Raw genomic sequence first — 13188 nt, 5'->3', positions numbered from 1 at the left:
CCAGGCTCACCAAACGCCAATGGCAGGCTCAACGCTTCAGCGGATCATCCCAGAACGGGCGCGCTGACTCCCTGACCACATCTGCCCGACTCAGGCCGATGTCCCGCAACCGGTCATCGCTCATCCGTGCCAGCTCGGCACGGTCCTTACTCAACTGGCGCCACCGCCCCAACTGAGCGAGCGCCCGGTACAGATGCTGGACCGACCTGTCCAGCGTTGCTTCCATGGCGCCGCGCCCTACCCTCACTACCGTGTACCGTCGTTCCATGACAGTGCTCCCAAAAAGTGAGGTCGAAGTCTGCTACCGGTTCGGTAAACCAACCAGTGAATGTCGGTGACCACCTGTTTCCAGCTCGATACAGCCCCATGGCCCGGGCGTTTGCACCGGACCACGGGGGAGTGACAGAACACTTCAATCGACCTGGCCGCTTACTTGCCCTTGCCCATGGGGTCTTCCCAGAAATGCCGCTCCGCTTCCTGCTGGATGTCGGCCCGACTCAGACCAATGTCTTTCAGCTCGTCATCGCTGAGGCTGGCCAGCACTGCCCGCTCACGATGCAACTGAAACCAGCGCACGAGTTTTTCCAGCAGATGGTGGGAGAAGCCATGGAGTGAGAAATGGTTTAACTGCACATAACCTTTTTGACCTTTCATCGTCTTGCCCTCCGTTGTGGATGGCTCAAGTCTCGCGCCAGGACTAAGATCAATCCAACGAATGTTTCTTATGCAACACATCTCGGAGATTGATGAGTTGAGCGCCTACCCCAGCATTGATACCGAAGTCCTGCGCACGTTCGTCGCCATTGCCGACCAGGGCGGTTTCACCCGTGCTGGTGAGTTGGTCAACCGCACGCAATCGGCGGTCAGCATGCAGATGAAGCGTCTAGAAGAGGACGTACTGCAACGCCAACTATTCCAGCGCGACGGCCGCCAGGTGAAGCTGACTGCCGAGGGCCAGGTGTTGCTGGGTTACGCCCGGCGGATCCTCAAGCTGCACAGTGAAGTGTTCAACACCCTGCGAGAACCGCACATGGTCGGCATGGTCAAGATCGGTACGCCCGACGACTATGTCATGCGCTTCCTGCCGGGCATCCTGTCGCGCTTCGCCCAGGCCTATCCGTTGATCCAGATCGAAGTGCATTGCGACTCCTCCGAGCAGTTGCTGCAACGCCAGGACCTGGACCTGTCGATCGTCACCCGCGAACCTGGCAACGAGATCGGCCAACTGCTGCGCAAGGAACGTTTTGTCTGGGCCCAGGCACTGTGCTTCAACCCTAACGAGCAAGTGCCGCTGCCGCTGGCGATGTTCAACAGTGACTGTTTTTGCCGGCGCTGGGCCTGTAACGCGCTGGACGCCAGCGAGCGCGAGTACCGCATCGCCTATAACAGCTCAAGTCTGTCGGCGATCATGGCGGTGGTCAGTGCCGGGTTGGCCGTAACCGCCCAACTGGAAAGCCTGATCACCCAGGACATGCGCATCCTCGGCGAGGCGGAAGGTCTGCCGCAGTTGCCCGAGGCCAGCATCATGCTGCTGCGCAACCTGCATAACCCCTCGCCCATCACCGAGTGTCTGGCCGAGCACATTGTCGAAGGCTTCAAACTTTAAAGGCGAGCATCACCGCACACAGCACCAGGAAGGCGCAGAACAACCCGCGCAGCAAGCGTTCCGGCATGGCGTGGGCGATCTTCACTCCCCAACTGATGCTCAACAGCCCGCCCGCCGCCATGGGCAGCGCAATGCTCCAGTTCACCTGCTGATGCAGCGCATAGGTGACCAGGGTCACGCCGGTGCTGGGCAAGGCCAGCGCCAGCGACAGGCCCTGGGCCACCACTTGAGTGGTGCCGAACAGACTGGTGAGCACCGGCGTCGCCACCACGGCCCCGCCCACACCGAACAACCCGCCCATGGCCCCCGAGGCTGCTCCCAGGACGCCTAGCCAGGGCCATGGATAGCGCATCTGCACGCTGGGCTTGGCGGTTGCCATGAACATACGCAGCAGGTTGTAGCTCGACAGCGCCACCAGAAAGGCCACAAAACCGATGCGCATGACCTGGGCATCAATCCCCACCGCCCAGATCGAGCCAAGCCAGGCGAAACAGAACCCCATCGACGCAAGCGGCAGGGCGTGCCGCAATTCGATGCGATTGCGCTGGTGGTAACGCCACAGCGCCAGCATCACATTGGGCACCACCATCACCAGCGCCGTGCCCTGGGCAATCTGCTGATCCAGGCCGAACAATACGCCCAGCACCGGGATCGCGATCAATCCGCCGCCGATTCCGAACAATCCGCCGACAGTCCCCAGGGCAGCGCCCAGTACCAGATACATCGCCAACTCAATCACAATTCATTTCTCCGCACACCAGGCTGTGCATCCTACGCAGTAGCTTCTAGCGGGGAAACGCACAGCAACGCACAATGGCTGTGCCAAATCCGCATAGGCTGATCCTGATGAATCCCAACGCGCTCACCGACCAACTGGGGTTATTCCTCGACGTAGTGGAAACCGGCAGTTTTTCCGCGGCCGCCCGCCGCCATCCACTGACCCCCTCGGCCGTCGCCAGGCGTATCGACAGCCTGGAGCATGCCTTGGGCAGCCAGCTGTTCGTGCGCACCACCCATGCCGTTCGCGCCACGCCCGCGGGGTTGGCGTTTGCCGAACGAGCCCGACGGATAGTCAGTGAATTGCGCCTGGCCCGGGCCGAAGCCGCTTCCCTGAGCAACGCGCCGGAGGGCCTGATTCGGGTCGATGCGCCTGCGGCCTTCGGTCGACGCCATCTGGCACCGGTGATTGCCGACTTTCTACAGGTCTATCCGGGGCTCGACGTGCAATTGCATTTGATCGACAGCTTCGTCGACATGCAGGGCTTGAACCTGGGCAAGGTCGACCTGGTGCTGCGCGCCGGGCAAATGGCCGACACCCGCATGGTGGCCACACCCCTGGCGAGCATGGTGCGCATTGCCTGCGCCAGCCCCGCGTACCTCAAGCGGCGCGGCGTACCCCAGCGGCCCGAGGAGTTGAGCACTCATGACGGCCTCGATTGGGATGGCCTGGCGCCGCCCTTCGCCTGGCGCTTCGAGCACAACGGCCAACAGCACTTGCATCGCCCGCAACGCATCCGCCTGAGCGCCAACAATGCCGAAGCGCTGCTCTACGGCGCCCTCGCCGGCCTGGGTATCGCGCACCTGCCGACCTGGTTGTGCAGCGAATACCTGCTGCGCGGCGAGTTGCTACCGTTGTTTTGCGACGCGGGCTTGCCCAAGCCGGAGAACACCGGCATCTATGCCCTGCGCCTGGAGCAGCAGGCCAGTTCCCGCACACGGCTGTTGCTGGAATACCTCAAGAGCCGCTTCAGCCCAATCCCGCCATGGGACCTGGCCCTGCAGCGTGACTTCAGCCGGCTCTAGCGGACAATCATCTGGCGCAAGGCAAAAAAAAACCCGACACAAGGTCGGGTTTTTTGCCTACAAGGACTGCGCTTATTTAGCACGGCCTTTGTAAGAACCGCCTTCGCGGGTATCGATCTCGATCATGTCGCCGATTTCGATGAAGTCAGCAACCGACAGCTCGGTACCGTTCTTCAGTTTGGCAGGCTTCATCACCTTGCCGGAAGTGTCACCGCGAGCGGAACCTTCGGTGTAGTCAACCTGACGCACGATAGTGGTCGGCAGCTCTACGGATACCAGACGGTCTTCGAAGAACACGGCTTCGCAGACGTCGGTCATGCCTTCTTCAACGAATGGCAGAACGCTTTCGATGTCTTCGGCGTTCAGCTCGTACATGGTGTAGTCAGTGGTGTCCATGAACGTGTAGGTGTCGCCGCTGATGAAGGACAGGGTCGCTTCTTTGCGGTCGAGGATCACGTCGTCCAGTTTGTCGTCGGCGCTGTAAACGATCTCGGTCTTGTAACCGGTCAGCAGGTTTTTCAGCTTGGTCTTCATGATCGCGCTGTTACGACCGGACTTGGTGAATTCAGCTTTCTGAACCAGCCAAGGGTCGTTTTCGAGACGGATCACCGTACCGGGTTTCAGTTCTTTACCAGTTTTCATTGCGAATATCCGAATTTGGATGGGATTTACAAAAATCTAGGCCGCGTATCATATCCAATTTAGGTAAAACTGCACCAGCGCTGAGGCAAGATCGACCTGCAACGACTGTTCCAGACACCATGAGCGGGCGTGATTTTGCAGCTCCGGCCAGTGCGCCTCGGCGCTGATCCAGGCCGGGGCCATGCCCTCGCCGTTATTCCAGGCCCGCCACAACCCCTCTAGCGCCGCGCGTGCGGCGGGTGACAGGGTTTTGGTATAGAGGGTCAAAAAGGCTTCGAGCTTATCCAGGTGGGCCTCTTCCTCCTGCTGGTAGATATGCCACAGCATCGGACGAGCGGCCCATTGCGCACGGACGAACGAGTCCTCGCCACGCACCGCGTTGAAATCGCAGCACCACAGCAGCAGGTCGTACTGGTCCTGGCGCACAAACGGCAACACCTGCACGGTCAGGGCTCCCCGTTGCTGCACGGCGCCGACTGCCAGTCCCGGTTGCCCCAGCCAGCGTGCCACATCCCCGAGGACTCGCCCCTGCGGCACCAGCAGATGGGTGGCCTGTGCAGCGTTCGCCATCACGTCCAGCCAATCGGCCAGCCCGGCATTCTCGTAGGCAAACAGGGATATCAGGCGCGCTCCCGCGGCGCGCTCTACCCCCAGGCCTTGCAGGAACTCACGCTGCGCAACCGGGTTGGCTTGAAACTGCTCGCGCCGTGCCAGCAATTCGCGTTCGCGCAGCAGACCGCCCGTGCCCGGCTGGAACCCGGGGAAAAAAAAGTATTTCTGCACATGCTGGAACTTCACCGAGGGCAGGCCGTGGCAGCCAACGATCCAGTCTTCGGCACTCAAATAGTCGAGGTTCAGCCACAGCGGAGTGTGCTCGCGGGCTGCCATCGCCTCCATGTAGGCATGCGGCAACTGACAGGCGAAGGCAGCAACCACCACATCGGCAGCGTCCGTCGCTTGCCAGTCCGCCGACCAGTGACGCACGTCCACGCCCTGCTGCCATTGCTGGCGCGCATTGACATCAAGCTCCGGACACAGGCGCTCGAATGCCCGCAGGTCGTCGACCCACAAGCGCACCGCGCAGGGATGCTCAGCCACCAGTTGGCGGGCCAGGCGCCAGGTCACGCCGATGTCGCCGTAGTTGTCGACGACCGTACAGAAAATATCCCAGTCGACTTTCATGCCGGGCTCCGTGGGGCAAAGACTTTGATTGTCCGCATAAATCGTTGCGCGCAGAAGGGCCGACGGCGATTAATCTTCATGCGACAATCCACGCTTGCCCATTTCCCCCGCCAGGAGGCAACGATGCCGTACCGTCCATCCGCTCGCCGCACAGTGTCGATCACTCTCAACCCGCTGCAATTGATCGGCTGCATCGCCCTGGGCCTGTGGCTGGGGTTCGTCGCCATTGCCCTGACCGCCTGGCTGCTGTCCAGGCTTTTGCCTGCTACACAGTTGGCGCCGCTGGCGGACGTGGTGCGCCCGGCCACCCAAGCCGCGCCGGTGGCGGCACAACCAGCAGCGGACAACCAGATGTTTGAGCAGTACAAGTCCATCCTCAACCAACAGGCGCGGCAGGAAGTCCTGGAGCAAGCGCGCAATGACCCGCGCAATCAGACCAACCCCACCTGCCAGTTCTGGTTGCAACAAGACCGCACTATCCCCAGCGACAAAAGCCGCAGCAACGTGCTGCAGTTCTGCAATTGATCATGAATAAACAGAACGTACACCAGTTGCTTCTGGAAAAGCTGGCGGTCGATTTCGACGTCGCCCAGCGAGCGGCGCAAACCGCCTACGAAACCGCAACCCACGAAGAAAACATCGCCGAGAACAAGTACGACACCCTGGGGCTCGAAGCCTCTTACCTGGCGGCCGGCCAGGCCAAGCGCGTCGAGGAAATTCGCCAGGCGCTGACGCGGTGCCAGAACATGCCCGTGGCTGCGTATGACGCGCAGCGGGGCATCCAGATCGGCAGCCTGCTGGGCCTGGAAGACGACCAGGGGCGCCAGCAATGGCTGTTCCTGGCGCCGGATGCGGCGGGATTGAAGGTCTATCTGGTGGGACAGTTGATTACCGTCATCACCCCGCGCTCGCCACTGGGCAACAGCCTCTTGGGCAAATTGGAGGGCGATGAGGTGGAGATCGTGGTGGCGGGCACTCGGCAACAGTTCACTGTCACCGAGGTCGTCTGAGGGACTCAGTGAACCGGTAGTTCCACGCCGTCGAACAGCTCTTCGAGTTCCTGCTTGTTGTGGCACTGGATGGCCTTGGCCATGACTTCGCGGGTCAGGTGTGGGGCGAACTTCTCGATGAAGTCGCACATGAAGCCACGCAGGAAAGTACCGCGACGGAAACCGATCTTGGTCACGCTGGACTCGAACAGCTCGCTGGCATCGAGTACTACCAGGTCATTATCGAGCTTGGTATCGACCGCCATCTTGGCTACGATCCCGACGCCCAGGCCGAGGCGCACATAGGTCTTGATCACGTCGGCGTCAGCGGCGGTGAACACCACTTTCGGCGTCAAGCCGCGGTGGCTGAAAGCTTCGTCGAGCTTCGAACGGCCGGTAAAACCGAAGACGTAGGTCACGATCGGGTATTCGGCCAGGGCTTCGAGCGTCAGCTTCGGCAGCTTGGTCAGCGGGTGACCCTGGGGTACTACCACACAACGGTTCCAGCGGTAGCACGGCATCATTACCAGGTCGCCGAACAACTCCAGGGCCTCGGTGGCAATCGCGAAATCCACGGTGCCATCGGCGGCCATTTCGGCGATCTGCATCGGCGACCCCTGGTGCATGTGCAGGGCAACGTCGGGGTATTGCTTGATAAAATTGCTGATCACCGGCGGCAATGCATAACGTGCCTGGGTGTGGGTGGTGGCAATCGACAGGGTGCCTTTCTTCTCGTTGGAGAACTCCTGGGCGATCTGCTTGATGCTCTCGACCTTGCGCAGGATTTCGCCGGCGGTGGTGATGATGCGCTCACCGGCCGGAGTGACGCGGGTCAGGTGTTTGCCGCTGCGTGCAAAAACCTCGACGCCCAACTCGTCCTCCAGCAGGCGGATCTGCTTGCTGATGCCCGGCTGCGAGGTGTACAGGCTTTGGGCAGTAGCCGAAACGTTGAGGTCGTGGTGCGCCACTTCCCAGATGTAGCGCAATTGTTGAAGCTTCATATGAATCCCTCAAAGCAGATAGACGCCACGGGCATCAGCGACGGTATATAACTATATTAATGGTTTGAAGAATAAATCTAGAACTTTTTCATCAAAAGGCCAGCATTCTCGCCTCAAATATCCCCGTGCCGCCGGCGCTGTGACAGGGGCACCAGGTAAACCGGCACTTGCGACAACTGCAACACCCGTGCGGCTGTGCGCCCCAAAGGGGTTTCCCCACCGCTGCCATGGCTGTGACTCCCTAGGATCAACAAATCCACCGAGAGTTTCTGAGCCTGTTCGAGAATCACCTGCGACGGATCGCCCTGGAACACCCTGACCGACTGAATCAGCTCCAGGTCCTGCTGCCCCTCCCCCAACTCCTCGCGAAAACTGTCGAGCACCCGCTGTTCGATATTGGCCATTACCGTACTCAGGCCCTGGCTGTGAAACTCGTTCAGCGCCTGTTCGTCGAGGTAGCTCTGCAACACCGATTCAGCGAACAACCCCATCGGTTCAACCGCGTGCACTACATACAGCTCGGCCTTGAACGTTCGGGCCAATGCCAGTGCGTGTTGCATCACAAAAGGAGCGTAAAGGCCGAGGTCAGTGGCATACAGCATCGAACGAATCATGTGACCTCCTCGAGTGCCTGAATGGCGGAGATTGCTTCAGCTTAGCAGTGCTGCGCGCAGTTCGACGTGCCGTGCAAGGTGCTGAACGGGCGACCTAAACCTTCAGTTCGTTGCTGATGCCGTGGGGCACATGCCCGGTGGCCACGACCTCGCGAGCCAGTTCACAGTGGCCGGCCTGGTCGTCGAAAAACACATCGGCGGCAAACGCCTCAAGAAATGCCGACTTGGTCAGCCCCCCGAGAAACAGTGATTCGTCGAGGCGGATATCCCACTCGCGCAGCGTGCGAATCACCCGCTCATGGGCCGGCGCCGAACGTGCCGTGACCAAGGCGGTGCGGATCGGGCATTGGTCTTCAGGGAACTCGCGCTGCAAGGCATTGAGTGCGGCCAGGAAGCCCTTGAACGGACCGCCGCGCAGCGGCTCACGCGCGGCCTGCCGCTCACTGGCCTGGAACGCTTCAAGACCGCCGGCCTGATAGACCCGCTCCGACTCATCGGAAAACAGCACCGCATCGCCATCGAAGGCGATGCGCAACTCTTCGCTGGCCGCACGGCTGGCACCTCCCGACAGAATGGTCGCGGCGGCAAAGCCGGCGTCCAGTGCGCTGCGCACATCTTCAGCGTGAGTGGAGAGAAACAGGTCGCAGCCAAATGCCTTGAGGTACGGATAGGGACTGCGGCCACCGACAAACGCCGCCCGGGAAATTGCCAGGCCGTAATGGTGGATCGAGTTGAACACCCGTAACCCGGTGTCAGCGCTGTTGCGCGATACCAGCACCACTTCGACCCGAGCCTTGCCCAAGTGCGCATTGAGGTTCAACAGTTTCTGCACCAGGGGGAAGGCATCGCCCGGCTCGAGGATCTCGTCTTCATGTTCGATCTGGTACTGCCGGTACGCCTCGACGCCACTGGCCAGGTACACCTTATGGCTGTCGCTGAGGTCGAACAGCGCTCGCGAGGAAATCGCCAGGACCAGTTTGTCGTCGATGCCTTTTGCCATGTGTCCCCCCGGACTGAAACTTCAGCGATTACGCCCATCAATAAAACACAGGGCCTGATAAAGGGCTTCGATCTTCGGCATCGGGCAACCCGCTGCCCGGGCCGAAGCCAAGGGCTGGGCGTAAATCGCAGCCAACTCCAGCGGCCGCTGCTGCAGGAAGTCGTGATACATGCTCGGCCAGTAGTCGGGCATTTTTTCGGTGACCTTGAACAGATGCTCGGCATAACCCGCTGGCATGCTGTGCCCACAGGCTTGTGCGCCCTGCACCACTTCCGCCATCAGCGCCTGGATCAGTTCGCGACTGTATTGATCGGCCATCAAGGGGCTGGTACTCGCCCCGAGCAGCACCGACAAACCGTTGTAAGGAACATTCCAGACCAGTTTTTGCCAACGCGCCTGCTGAAGATTGGCCATGGCCTGGGAATCGAGACCAGCGGTACGAAACAGCCCAGCGCCTTGCTCGACGATCTGCTGGCGTGCCGCCGCATCGGCCATCACCGGGCCACTGTGATAACCCACATGCACGGCGCCCAGCGCCTGGTGTTCGATGATGCCTGGGCCTGCGCGGTGCACACAGATGAAACACAGGCCACCGAGCAGGTGCAGCGAGTCGGGCAACAGCTCGCGCAAGCTGTCCTCGACATCCAGGCCGTTCTGCAGCAGCAGGACCTTGGCGCCCGCCGCCGCAGCCTGGATGATTGCCGGCGCCAGCTCGCTGTTACTGGTGGTCTTGGCACCCACCAGCAGCCAATCGCAAGGGGGCATGTCTTCAGCGGTGTTGTAGGCCTGGACCGGGTTCAAGGTCAGGGCGCCGAACGGCGCGCTGTGCACTTGCAGGCCACGCTCGGCCACCGCGCAAAATTCGCTGCGCAATAGAAAATGCACGTCAAATCCGGCCCGCGCCAACATCACGCCGTAAAATCCACCAATCGCCCCGGTGCCGATAATGCCGATTCTCGGCGATTGTCCTGCTGTTGCTGTCATGGCAATTCCTCTGGTTCCCGACTCAGCGCCAGCCCCACCGCCGCGTTCAGTTCAGTGCGGGTGAAGCGCGCCTGGACTGCGCCAAAAAACTCACCGTCGCGCACCACAAACAGCGCCGGCAAATGAAAGACCTGATAACGCGCCACGGCTCCGCCGTTGTTGCCGGCGTCGATCCAGCACAGCCGATCGACCGCGAGGCCGAGGGCGGGTAACTGGACTCGCGCCCAACGGCAACTGGAGCAGCCGACACTGGTGAAAATCACCAGCGAGACACCACTCATCGCCAACAGCCGTTGGTCGGCGTCGAAATCGGTCAGCTCGCATTCGACCACTATACTGGGGGAAACACTGTCGAATGACCGACACTTGGAGTCCGCGTTCATGGGGCGTTTTATTCCTCATCCTGACGATGTGCCCGTCGAGTTAACGTTGCGCAAGCACCAGTGTATTTCTCGGCAAGAGCTGCACACTATCAGTCTCGGCGGCGTGGCTTGCAATTACCACCGCGCCTGGCGCAAGGGTACGGCACTGGAAGTACGCATGCCGACCCTCAGCGAACATGTCTGCTACCTGGGCTACGTGGCCTGGTGCCTTCGGCGCAAGCGTGGTTACCTGGTGGGCATCGCCTTCATCGACGAACAGACCCTGTTCAAGGCGCGAATGGGCGAGCAGGTCTGCCAGATCGAACGTTATTGCCGCCAGCAAGACCAGCAGCGCGAACCACAAGGCGTCCAGGCACTGGCCCTGCAATGGGTCGATCAACATGCCGGCGAGTACTCCCACGAGACCGTTCGCCAGGCTTTTGCCACGCCAGCGCTGGATTAAACCCGCGTCTGCCCATTGTCGAGCCACCGCCTAACGCGCTAAGGTTCGGCTCCCCGCTGCGCTTAAATCATGCTGTGCTCCGCCGCGCGGGGATCGCTGGCGGCCGGCACCCGTGACCTGACGAGTAACACGATGGCTGATTTACCGATCAATGACCTAAACGTCGCCTCCAACGAGACGCTGATCACTCCTGACCAGCTCAAGCGTGATATCCCCCTGAGCGCCGCTGCCCTGCAGACCGTGACCAAGGGCCGCGAAGTGATTCGCAATATCCTGGATGGCACCGACCCCCGCCTGTTCGTCGTAATCGGGCCCTGCTCGATCCACGACCTCAAGGCCGCACACGAATACGCCGAGCGCCTCAAGGTCCTCGCCGCAGAAGTGTCCGACACCCTGTATCTGGTCATGCGGGTCTATTTCGAGAAGCCACGTACCACCGTCGGCTGGAAAGGCCTGATCAACGATCCGTACCTGGACGACTCCTTCAAGATCCAGGATGGCCTGCACATTGGTCGCCAGTTGCTGCTGGACCTGGCCGAGATGGGCCTGCCGACCGCGACCGAAGCACTTGACCCGATCTCCCCGCAGTACCTGCAGGACCTGATCAGTTGGTCGGCAATCGGCGCGCGCACCACCGAATCCCAGACCCACCGGGAAATGGCCTCCGGCCTGTCCTCGGCGGTTGGCTTCAAGAATGGCACCGACGGCGGCCTGACCGTTGCCATCAACGCCCTGCAGTCGGTTTCCAGCCCACACCGTTTCCTGGGGATCAACCAGGAAGGTGGCGTATCGATCGTCACCACCAAGGGCAATGCCTACGGTCACGTGGTCCTGCGCGGTGGCAACGGCAAGCCGAACTACGATTCGGTCAGTGTGGCGTTGTGCGAGCAGGCGCTGAACAAGGCCAAAATCAAGCCAAACATCATGGTCGACTGCAGCCACGCCAACTCCAACAAGGATCCGGCCCTGCAACCGCTGGTGATGGAGAACGTCGCCAACCAGATTCTGGAAGGCAACCAGTCGATCATCGGCCTGATGGTCGAAAGCCATTTGAACTGGGGTTGCCAGGCGATTCCCAAAGACCTGGCCGACCTGCAATACGGCGTGTCGATCACCGACGCCTGCATCGACTGGTCTGCGACCGAAACCACCTTGCGCAGCATGCATGCCAAGCTCAAGGATGTGCTGCCTAAACGCGAGCGCACCTGACCCGCATTCAGCGCACACAAAAACGCCGGGCTTAGCCCGGCGTTTTTATTGGTAACCCTGATCAGAGCTTGGCGGCATGCCGCTGATGACGTTCCATGTAGCGCTCCACGTAGGAGCACGAGGGGATGACGGTGTAACCCATCTGCTCCGCGTACTCGAGCGCCTGCTCGGTCAACGCGGCGGCAATACCACGGCCACGCAGCGCGTTGGGTACGAACGTGCGATAGATATCCAGGGTCTGCTTACCCAGGTCCATATAGGTCAGGTAGGCACGATGACCGTCCACATTGGTCTCGAATTGATGACCAGCCTGGTCATGGTGGATGGACAACGCCTCGCTCATCACTACTCCTCGCGGGTCTTTGACTGACCCCTACCTTACCGATGTTTTTCCGGCGAAGGAACCTCTACGCCACCCCGTGCCTGTCGGACACCGAGAAAAACCCGTCCTGATCCCACGCAACCTGGCACGTATCAAATAGTAGGCACCAAAGGCACAAATGCTCAAGGCGCGCTCGTCTCGATGTCGCGGGCGTGGGTTCGGCACGGGTCACGTCGAGGCGGTTCGACCGACGCTCTGGAGCGGCCGATCACCTGAACATTGCCGGATATTGAGACTTAAGACGTGCGCCAGTAGTTAAAGTCACTGCCTACATGCAAAAGTGACGTGAAACGACGCACAATTCCTCAACATAAGTGTAGACGAATCTATATAAAGGGACTTTAGGCGATACTGCGAAACAGCCATCAGGGTGCCACTGGCTTTCAAGCAGCGCGCTCAGGACGGGCTTCGCGGTTGCATACTTTTTATACAGTGCGATTAAAAGTTGCTCGAAAAAGAATCAGCGCCTACAATTTTTTTTGCTTCTTGCTCTACGTCAGTTTACTTACTAAAAGTAATGGGTAGTATGTACGCCGGCTGTTTCCTCACTCTGGGGTGACAGCTAATTAATAGAAAGTCCTTGAAGGGGAACACGATGAACAACGTTCTGAAATTCTCTGCTCTGGCTCTGGCCGCAGTTCTGGCTACCGGTTGCAGCAGCGTATCGAAAGAAACCGAAGCACGTCTGACTGCTACTGAAGACGCAGCAGCTCGCTCCCAAGCTCGTGCAGACGAAGCTTACCGTAAAGCTGATGAAGCTCTGGCTGCTGCTCAAAAAGCACAACAGACTGCTGACGAAGCTAACGAGCGTGCTCTGCGCATGCTGGAAAAAGCTAGCCGCAAGTAATAGTCCTTCGGGATTGTTATCAAGCCGACCCATTTTTTGGGTCGGCTTTTTTATTGCCCGCAGTTTCTGCCGGCCATAAAAAACCCGCCGGGGCTGACGTCCCG

The 13188-nt window shown here is 60.3% G+C and carries 18 protein-coding genes; 7 read left to right on the top strand and 11 right to left on the bottom strand.

Going from position 1 to position 13188, the window contains the following annotated elements; genetic code table 11:
• Positions 1 to 28 precede the first annotated feature (28 nt).
• Together ACIOVD_RS14800 and ACIOVD_RS14795 are read right to left on the bottom strand one after the other, a co-directional pair.
• Positions 29 to 226 carry a DUF1127 domain-containing protein gene (locus ACIOVD_RS14800; RefSeq protein ID WP_401128611.1) on the bottom strand — a complete coding sequence of 66 codons (198 nt, stop codon included), beginning with the start codon at positions 224 to 226 and terminating at the stop codon, positions 29 to 31.
• A gap of 203 nt (positions 227 to 429) precedes the next feature.
• A complete protein-coding gene (locus ACIOVD_RS14795; protein ID WP_401128608.1) occupies positions 430 to 654 on the bottom strand; it encodes a DUF1127 domain-containing protein in 225 nt (74 codons plus the stop codon).
• Between the two features lie 97 nt (positions 655 to 751).
• On the opposite strand from ACIOVD_RS14795, the gene ACIOVD_RS14790 reads away from it, so the two are divergent.
• Positions 752 to 1606: a LysR family transcriptional regulator gene (locus ACIOVD_RS14790; protein ID WP_162530234.1), complete on the top strand. Its 855-nt coding sequence runs from the start codon at positions 752 to 754 to the stop codon at positions 1604 to 1606.
• On the opposite strand, the gene ACIOVD_RS14785 is transcribed toward ACIOVD_RS14790, so the two are convergent.
• A complete protein-coding gene (locus ACIOVD_RS14785) occupies positions 1596 to 2345 on the bottom strand; it encodes a sulfite exporter TauE/SafE family protein (protein ID WP_159997297.1) in 750 nt (249 codons plus the stop codon). The genes ACIOVD_RS14790 and ACIOVD_RS14785 overlap by 11 nt on opposite strands.
• Before the next feature lie 107 nt (positions 2346 to 2452).
• Between ACIOVD_RS14785 and ACIOVD_RS14780 the strand changes: the two genes are divergently transcribed.
• Positions 2453 to 3409, top strand: coding sequence for a LysR family transcriptional regulator (locus ACIOVD_RS14780; protein ID WP_095168111.1), 957 nt, complete (start codon positions 2453 to 2455; stop codon positions 3407 to 3409).
• A gap of 72 nt (positions 3410 to 3481) precedes the next feature.
• Here ACIOVD_RS14780 and ACIOVD_RS14775 read toward each other — a convergent pair whose 3' ends face one another.
• Together ACIOVD_RS14775 and earP are read right to left on the bottom strand one after the other, a co-directional pair.
• Positions 3482 to 4051 (bottom strand): elongation factor P, encoded by a 570-nt coding sequence (locus ACIOVD_RS14775; RefSeq protein WP_002554550.1) that lies wholly within the window; start codon positions 4049 to 4051, stop codon positions 3482 to 3484.
• A gap of 48 nt (positions 4052 to 4099) precedes the next feature.
• Positions 4100 to 5233: an elongation factor P maturation arginine rhamnosyltransferase EarP gene (gene earP / locus ACIOVD_RS14770; RefSeq protein WP_320332780.1), complete on the bottom strand. Its 1134-nt coding sequence runs from the start codon at positions 5231 to 5233 to the stop codon at positions 4100 to 4102.
• 123 nt (positions 5234 to 5356) lie between these two features.
• Between earP and ACIOVD_RS14765 the strand changes: the two genes are divergently transcribed.
• A complete protein-coding gene (locus ACIOVD_RS14765; protein WP_095168107.1) occupies positions 5357 to 5758 on the top strand; it encodes a hypothetical protein in 402 nt (133 codons plus the stop codon).
• 2 nt (positions 5759 to 5760) lie between these two features.
• Positions 5761 to 6243 (top strand): GreA/GreB family elongation factor, encoded by a 483-nt coding sequence (locus ACIOVD_RS14760; RefSeq protein ID WP_095168105.1) that lies wholly within the window; start codon positions 5761 to 5763, stop codon positions 6241 to 6243.
• Positions 6244 to 6248: 5 nt separating this feature from the next.
• Here ACIOVD_RS14760 and cysB read toward each other — a convergent pair whose 3' ends face one another.
• The 5 genes from cysB to ACIOVD_RS14735 form a co-directional block, all read right to left on the bottom strand.
• Positions 6249 to 7223 carry an HTH-type transcriptional regulator CysB gene (gene cysB / locus ACIOVD_RS14755; protein ID WP_003183769.1) on the bottom strand — a complete coding sequence of 325 codons (975 nt, stop codon included), beginning with the start codon at positions 7221 to 7223 and terminating at the stop codon, positions 6249 to 6251.
• Positions 7224 to 7336: 113 nt separating this feature from the next.
• Positions 7337 to 7837, bottom strand: a complete 501-nt coding sequence (locus ACIOVD_RS14750; protein WP_095168103.1) for a universal stress protein — start codon at positions 7835 to 7837, stop codon at positions 7337 to 7339.
• A gap of 94 nt (positions 7838 to 7931) precedes the next feature.
• Entirely contained in the window at positions 7932 to 8837 is a 906-nt protein-coding gene (locus ACIOVD_RS14745; protein ID WP_095168102.1) for a 5'-nucleotidase, read from the bottom strand.
• Between the two features lie 21 nt (positions 8838 to 8858).
• Positions 8859 to 9821 (bottom strand): putative 2-dehydropantoate 2-reductase, encoded by a 963-nt coding sequence (locus ACIOVD_RS14740; RefSeq protein WP_095168101.1) that lies wholly within the window; start codon positions 9819 to 9821, stop codon positions 8859 to 8861.
• Positions 9818 to 10204 (bottom strand): thioredoxin, encoded by a 387-nt coding sequence (locus ACIOVD_RS14735; RefSeq protein ID WP_401128598.1) that lies wholly within the window; start codon positions 10202 to 10204, stop codon positions 9818 to 9820. The genes ACIOVD_RS14740 and ACIOVD_RS14735 overlap by 4 nt, the downstream gene beginning before the upstream one ends.
• On the opposite strand from ACIOVD_RS14735, the gene ACIOVD_RS14730 reads away from it, so the two are divergent.
• On the top strand, positions 10203 to 10646 hold the full coding sequence (locus ACIOVD_RS14730) for a PilZ domain-containing protein (RefSeq protein WP_095168099.1): 444 nt from the start codon (positions 10203 to 10205) through the stop codon (positions 10644 to 10646). The genes ACIOVD_RS14735 and ACIOVD_RS14730 overlap by 2 nt on opposite strands.
• Positions 10647 to 10778: 132 nt before the next feature.
• Positions 10779 to 11855, top strand: coding sequence for a 3-deoxy-7-phosphoheptulonate synthase (locus ACIOVD_RS14725; RefSeq protein ID WP_401128595.1), 1077 nt, complete (start codon positions 10779 to 10781; stop codon positions 11853 to 11855).
• 61 nt (positions 11856 to 11916) lie between these two features.
• Here the strand turns inward: ACIOVD_RS14725 and ACIOVD_RS14720 are convergent, their stop codons facing one another.
• On the bottom strand, positions 11917 to 12198 hold the full coding sequence (locus ACIOVD_RS14720; RefSeq protein ID WP_093422070.1) for a GNAT family N-acetyltransferase: 282 nt from the start codon (positions 12196 to 12198) through the stop codon (positions 11917 to 11919).
• Positions 12199 to 12832: 634 nt separating this feature from the next.
• Here ACIOVD_RS14720 and oprI point away from each other — a divergent pair.
• On the top strand, positions 12833 to 13084 hold the full coding sequence (gene oprI, locus ACIOVD_RS14715) for an outer membrane lipoprotei OprI (RefSeq protein ID WP_003172710.1): 252 nt from the start codon (positions 12833 to 12835) through the stop codon (positions 13082 to 13084).
• The last annotated feature ends 104 nt before the right edge of the window (positions 13085 to 13188 follow it).

It is taken from the genome of Pseudomonas sp. NPDC087626 (assembly GCF_044743405.1).
In the GTDB taxonomy this organism is placed as follows: Bacteria; Pseudomonadota; Gammaproteobacteria; order Pseudomonadales; family Pseudomonadaceae; genus Aquipseudomonas.
Note: the sequence above shows the minus strand (reverse complement) of the source record. Positions and strands in the feature narration are given on the sequence as shown.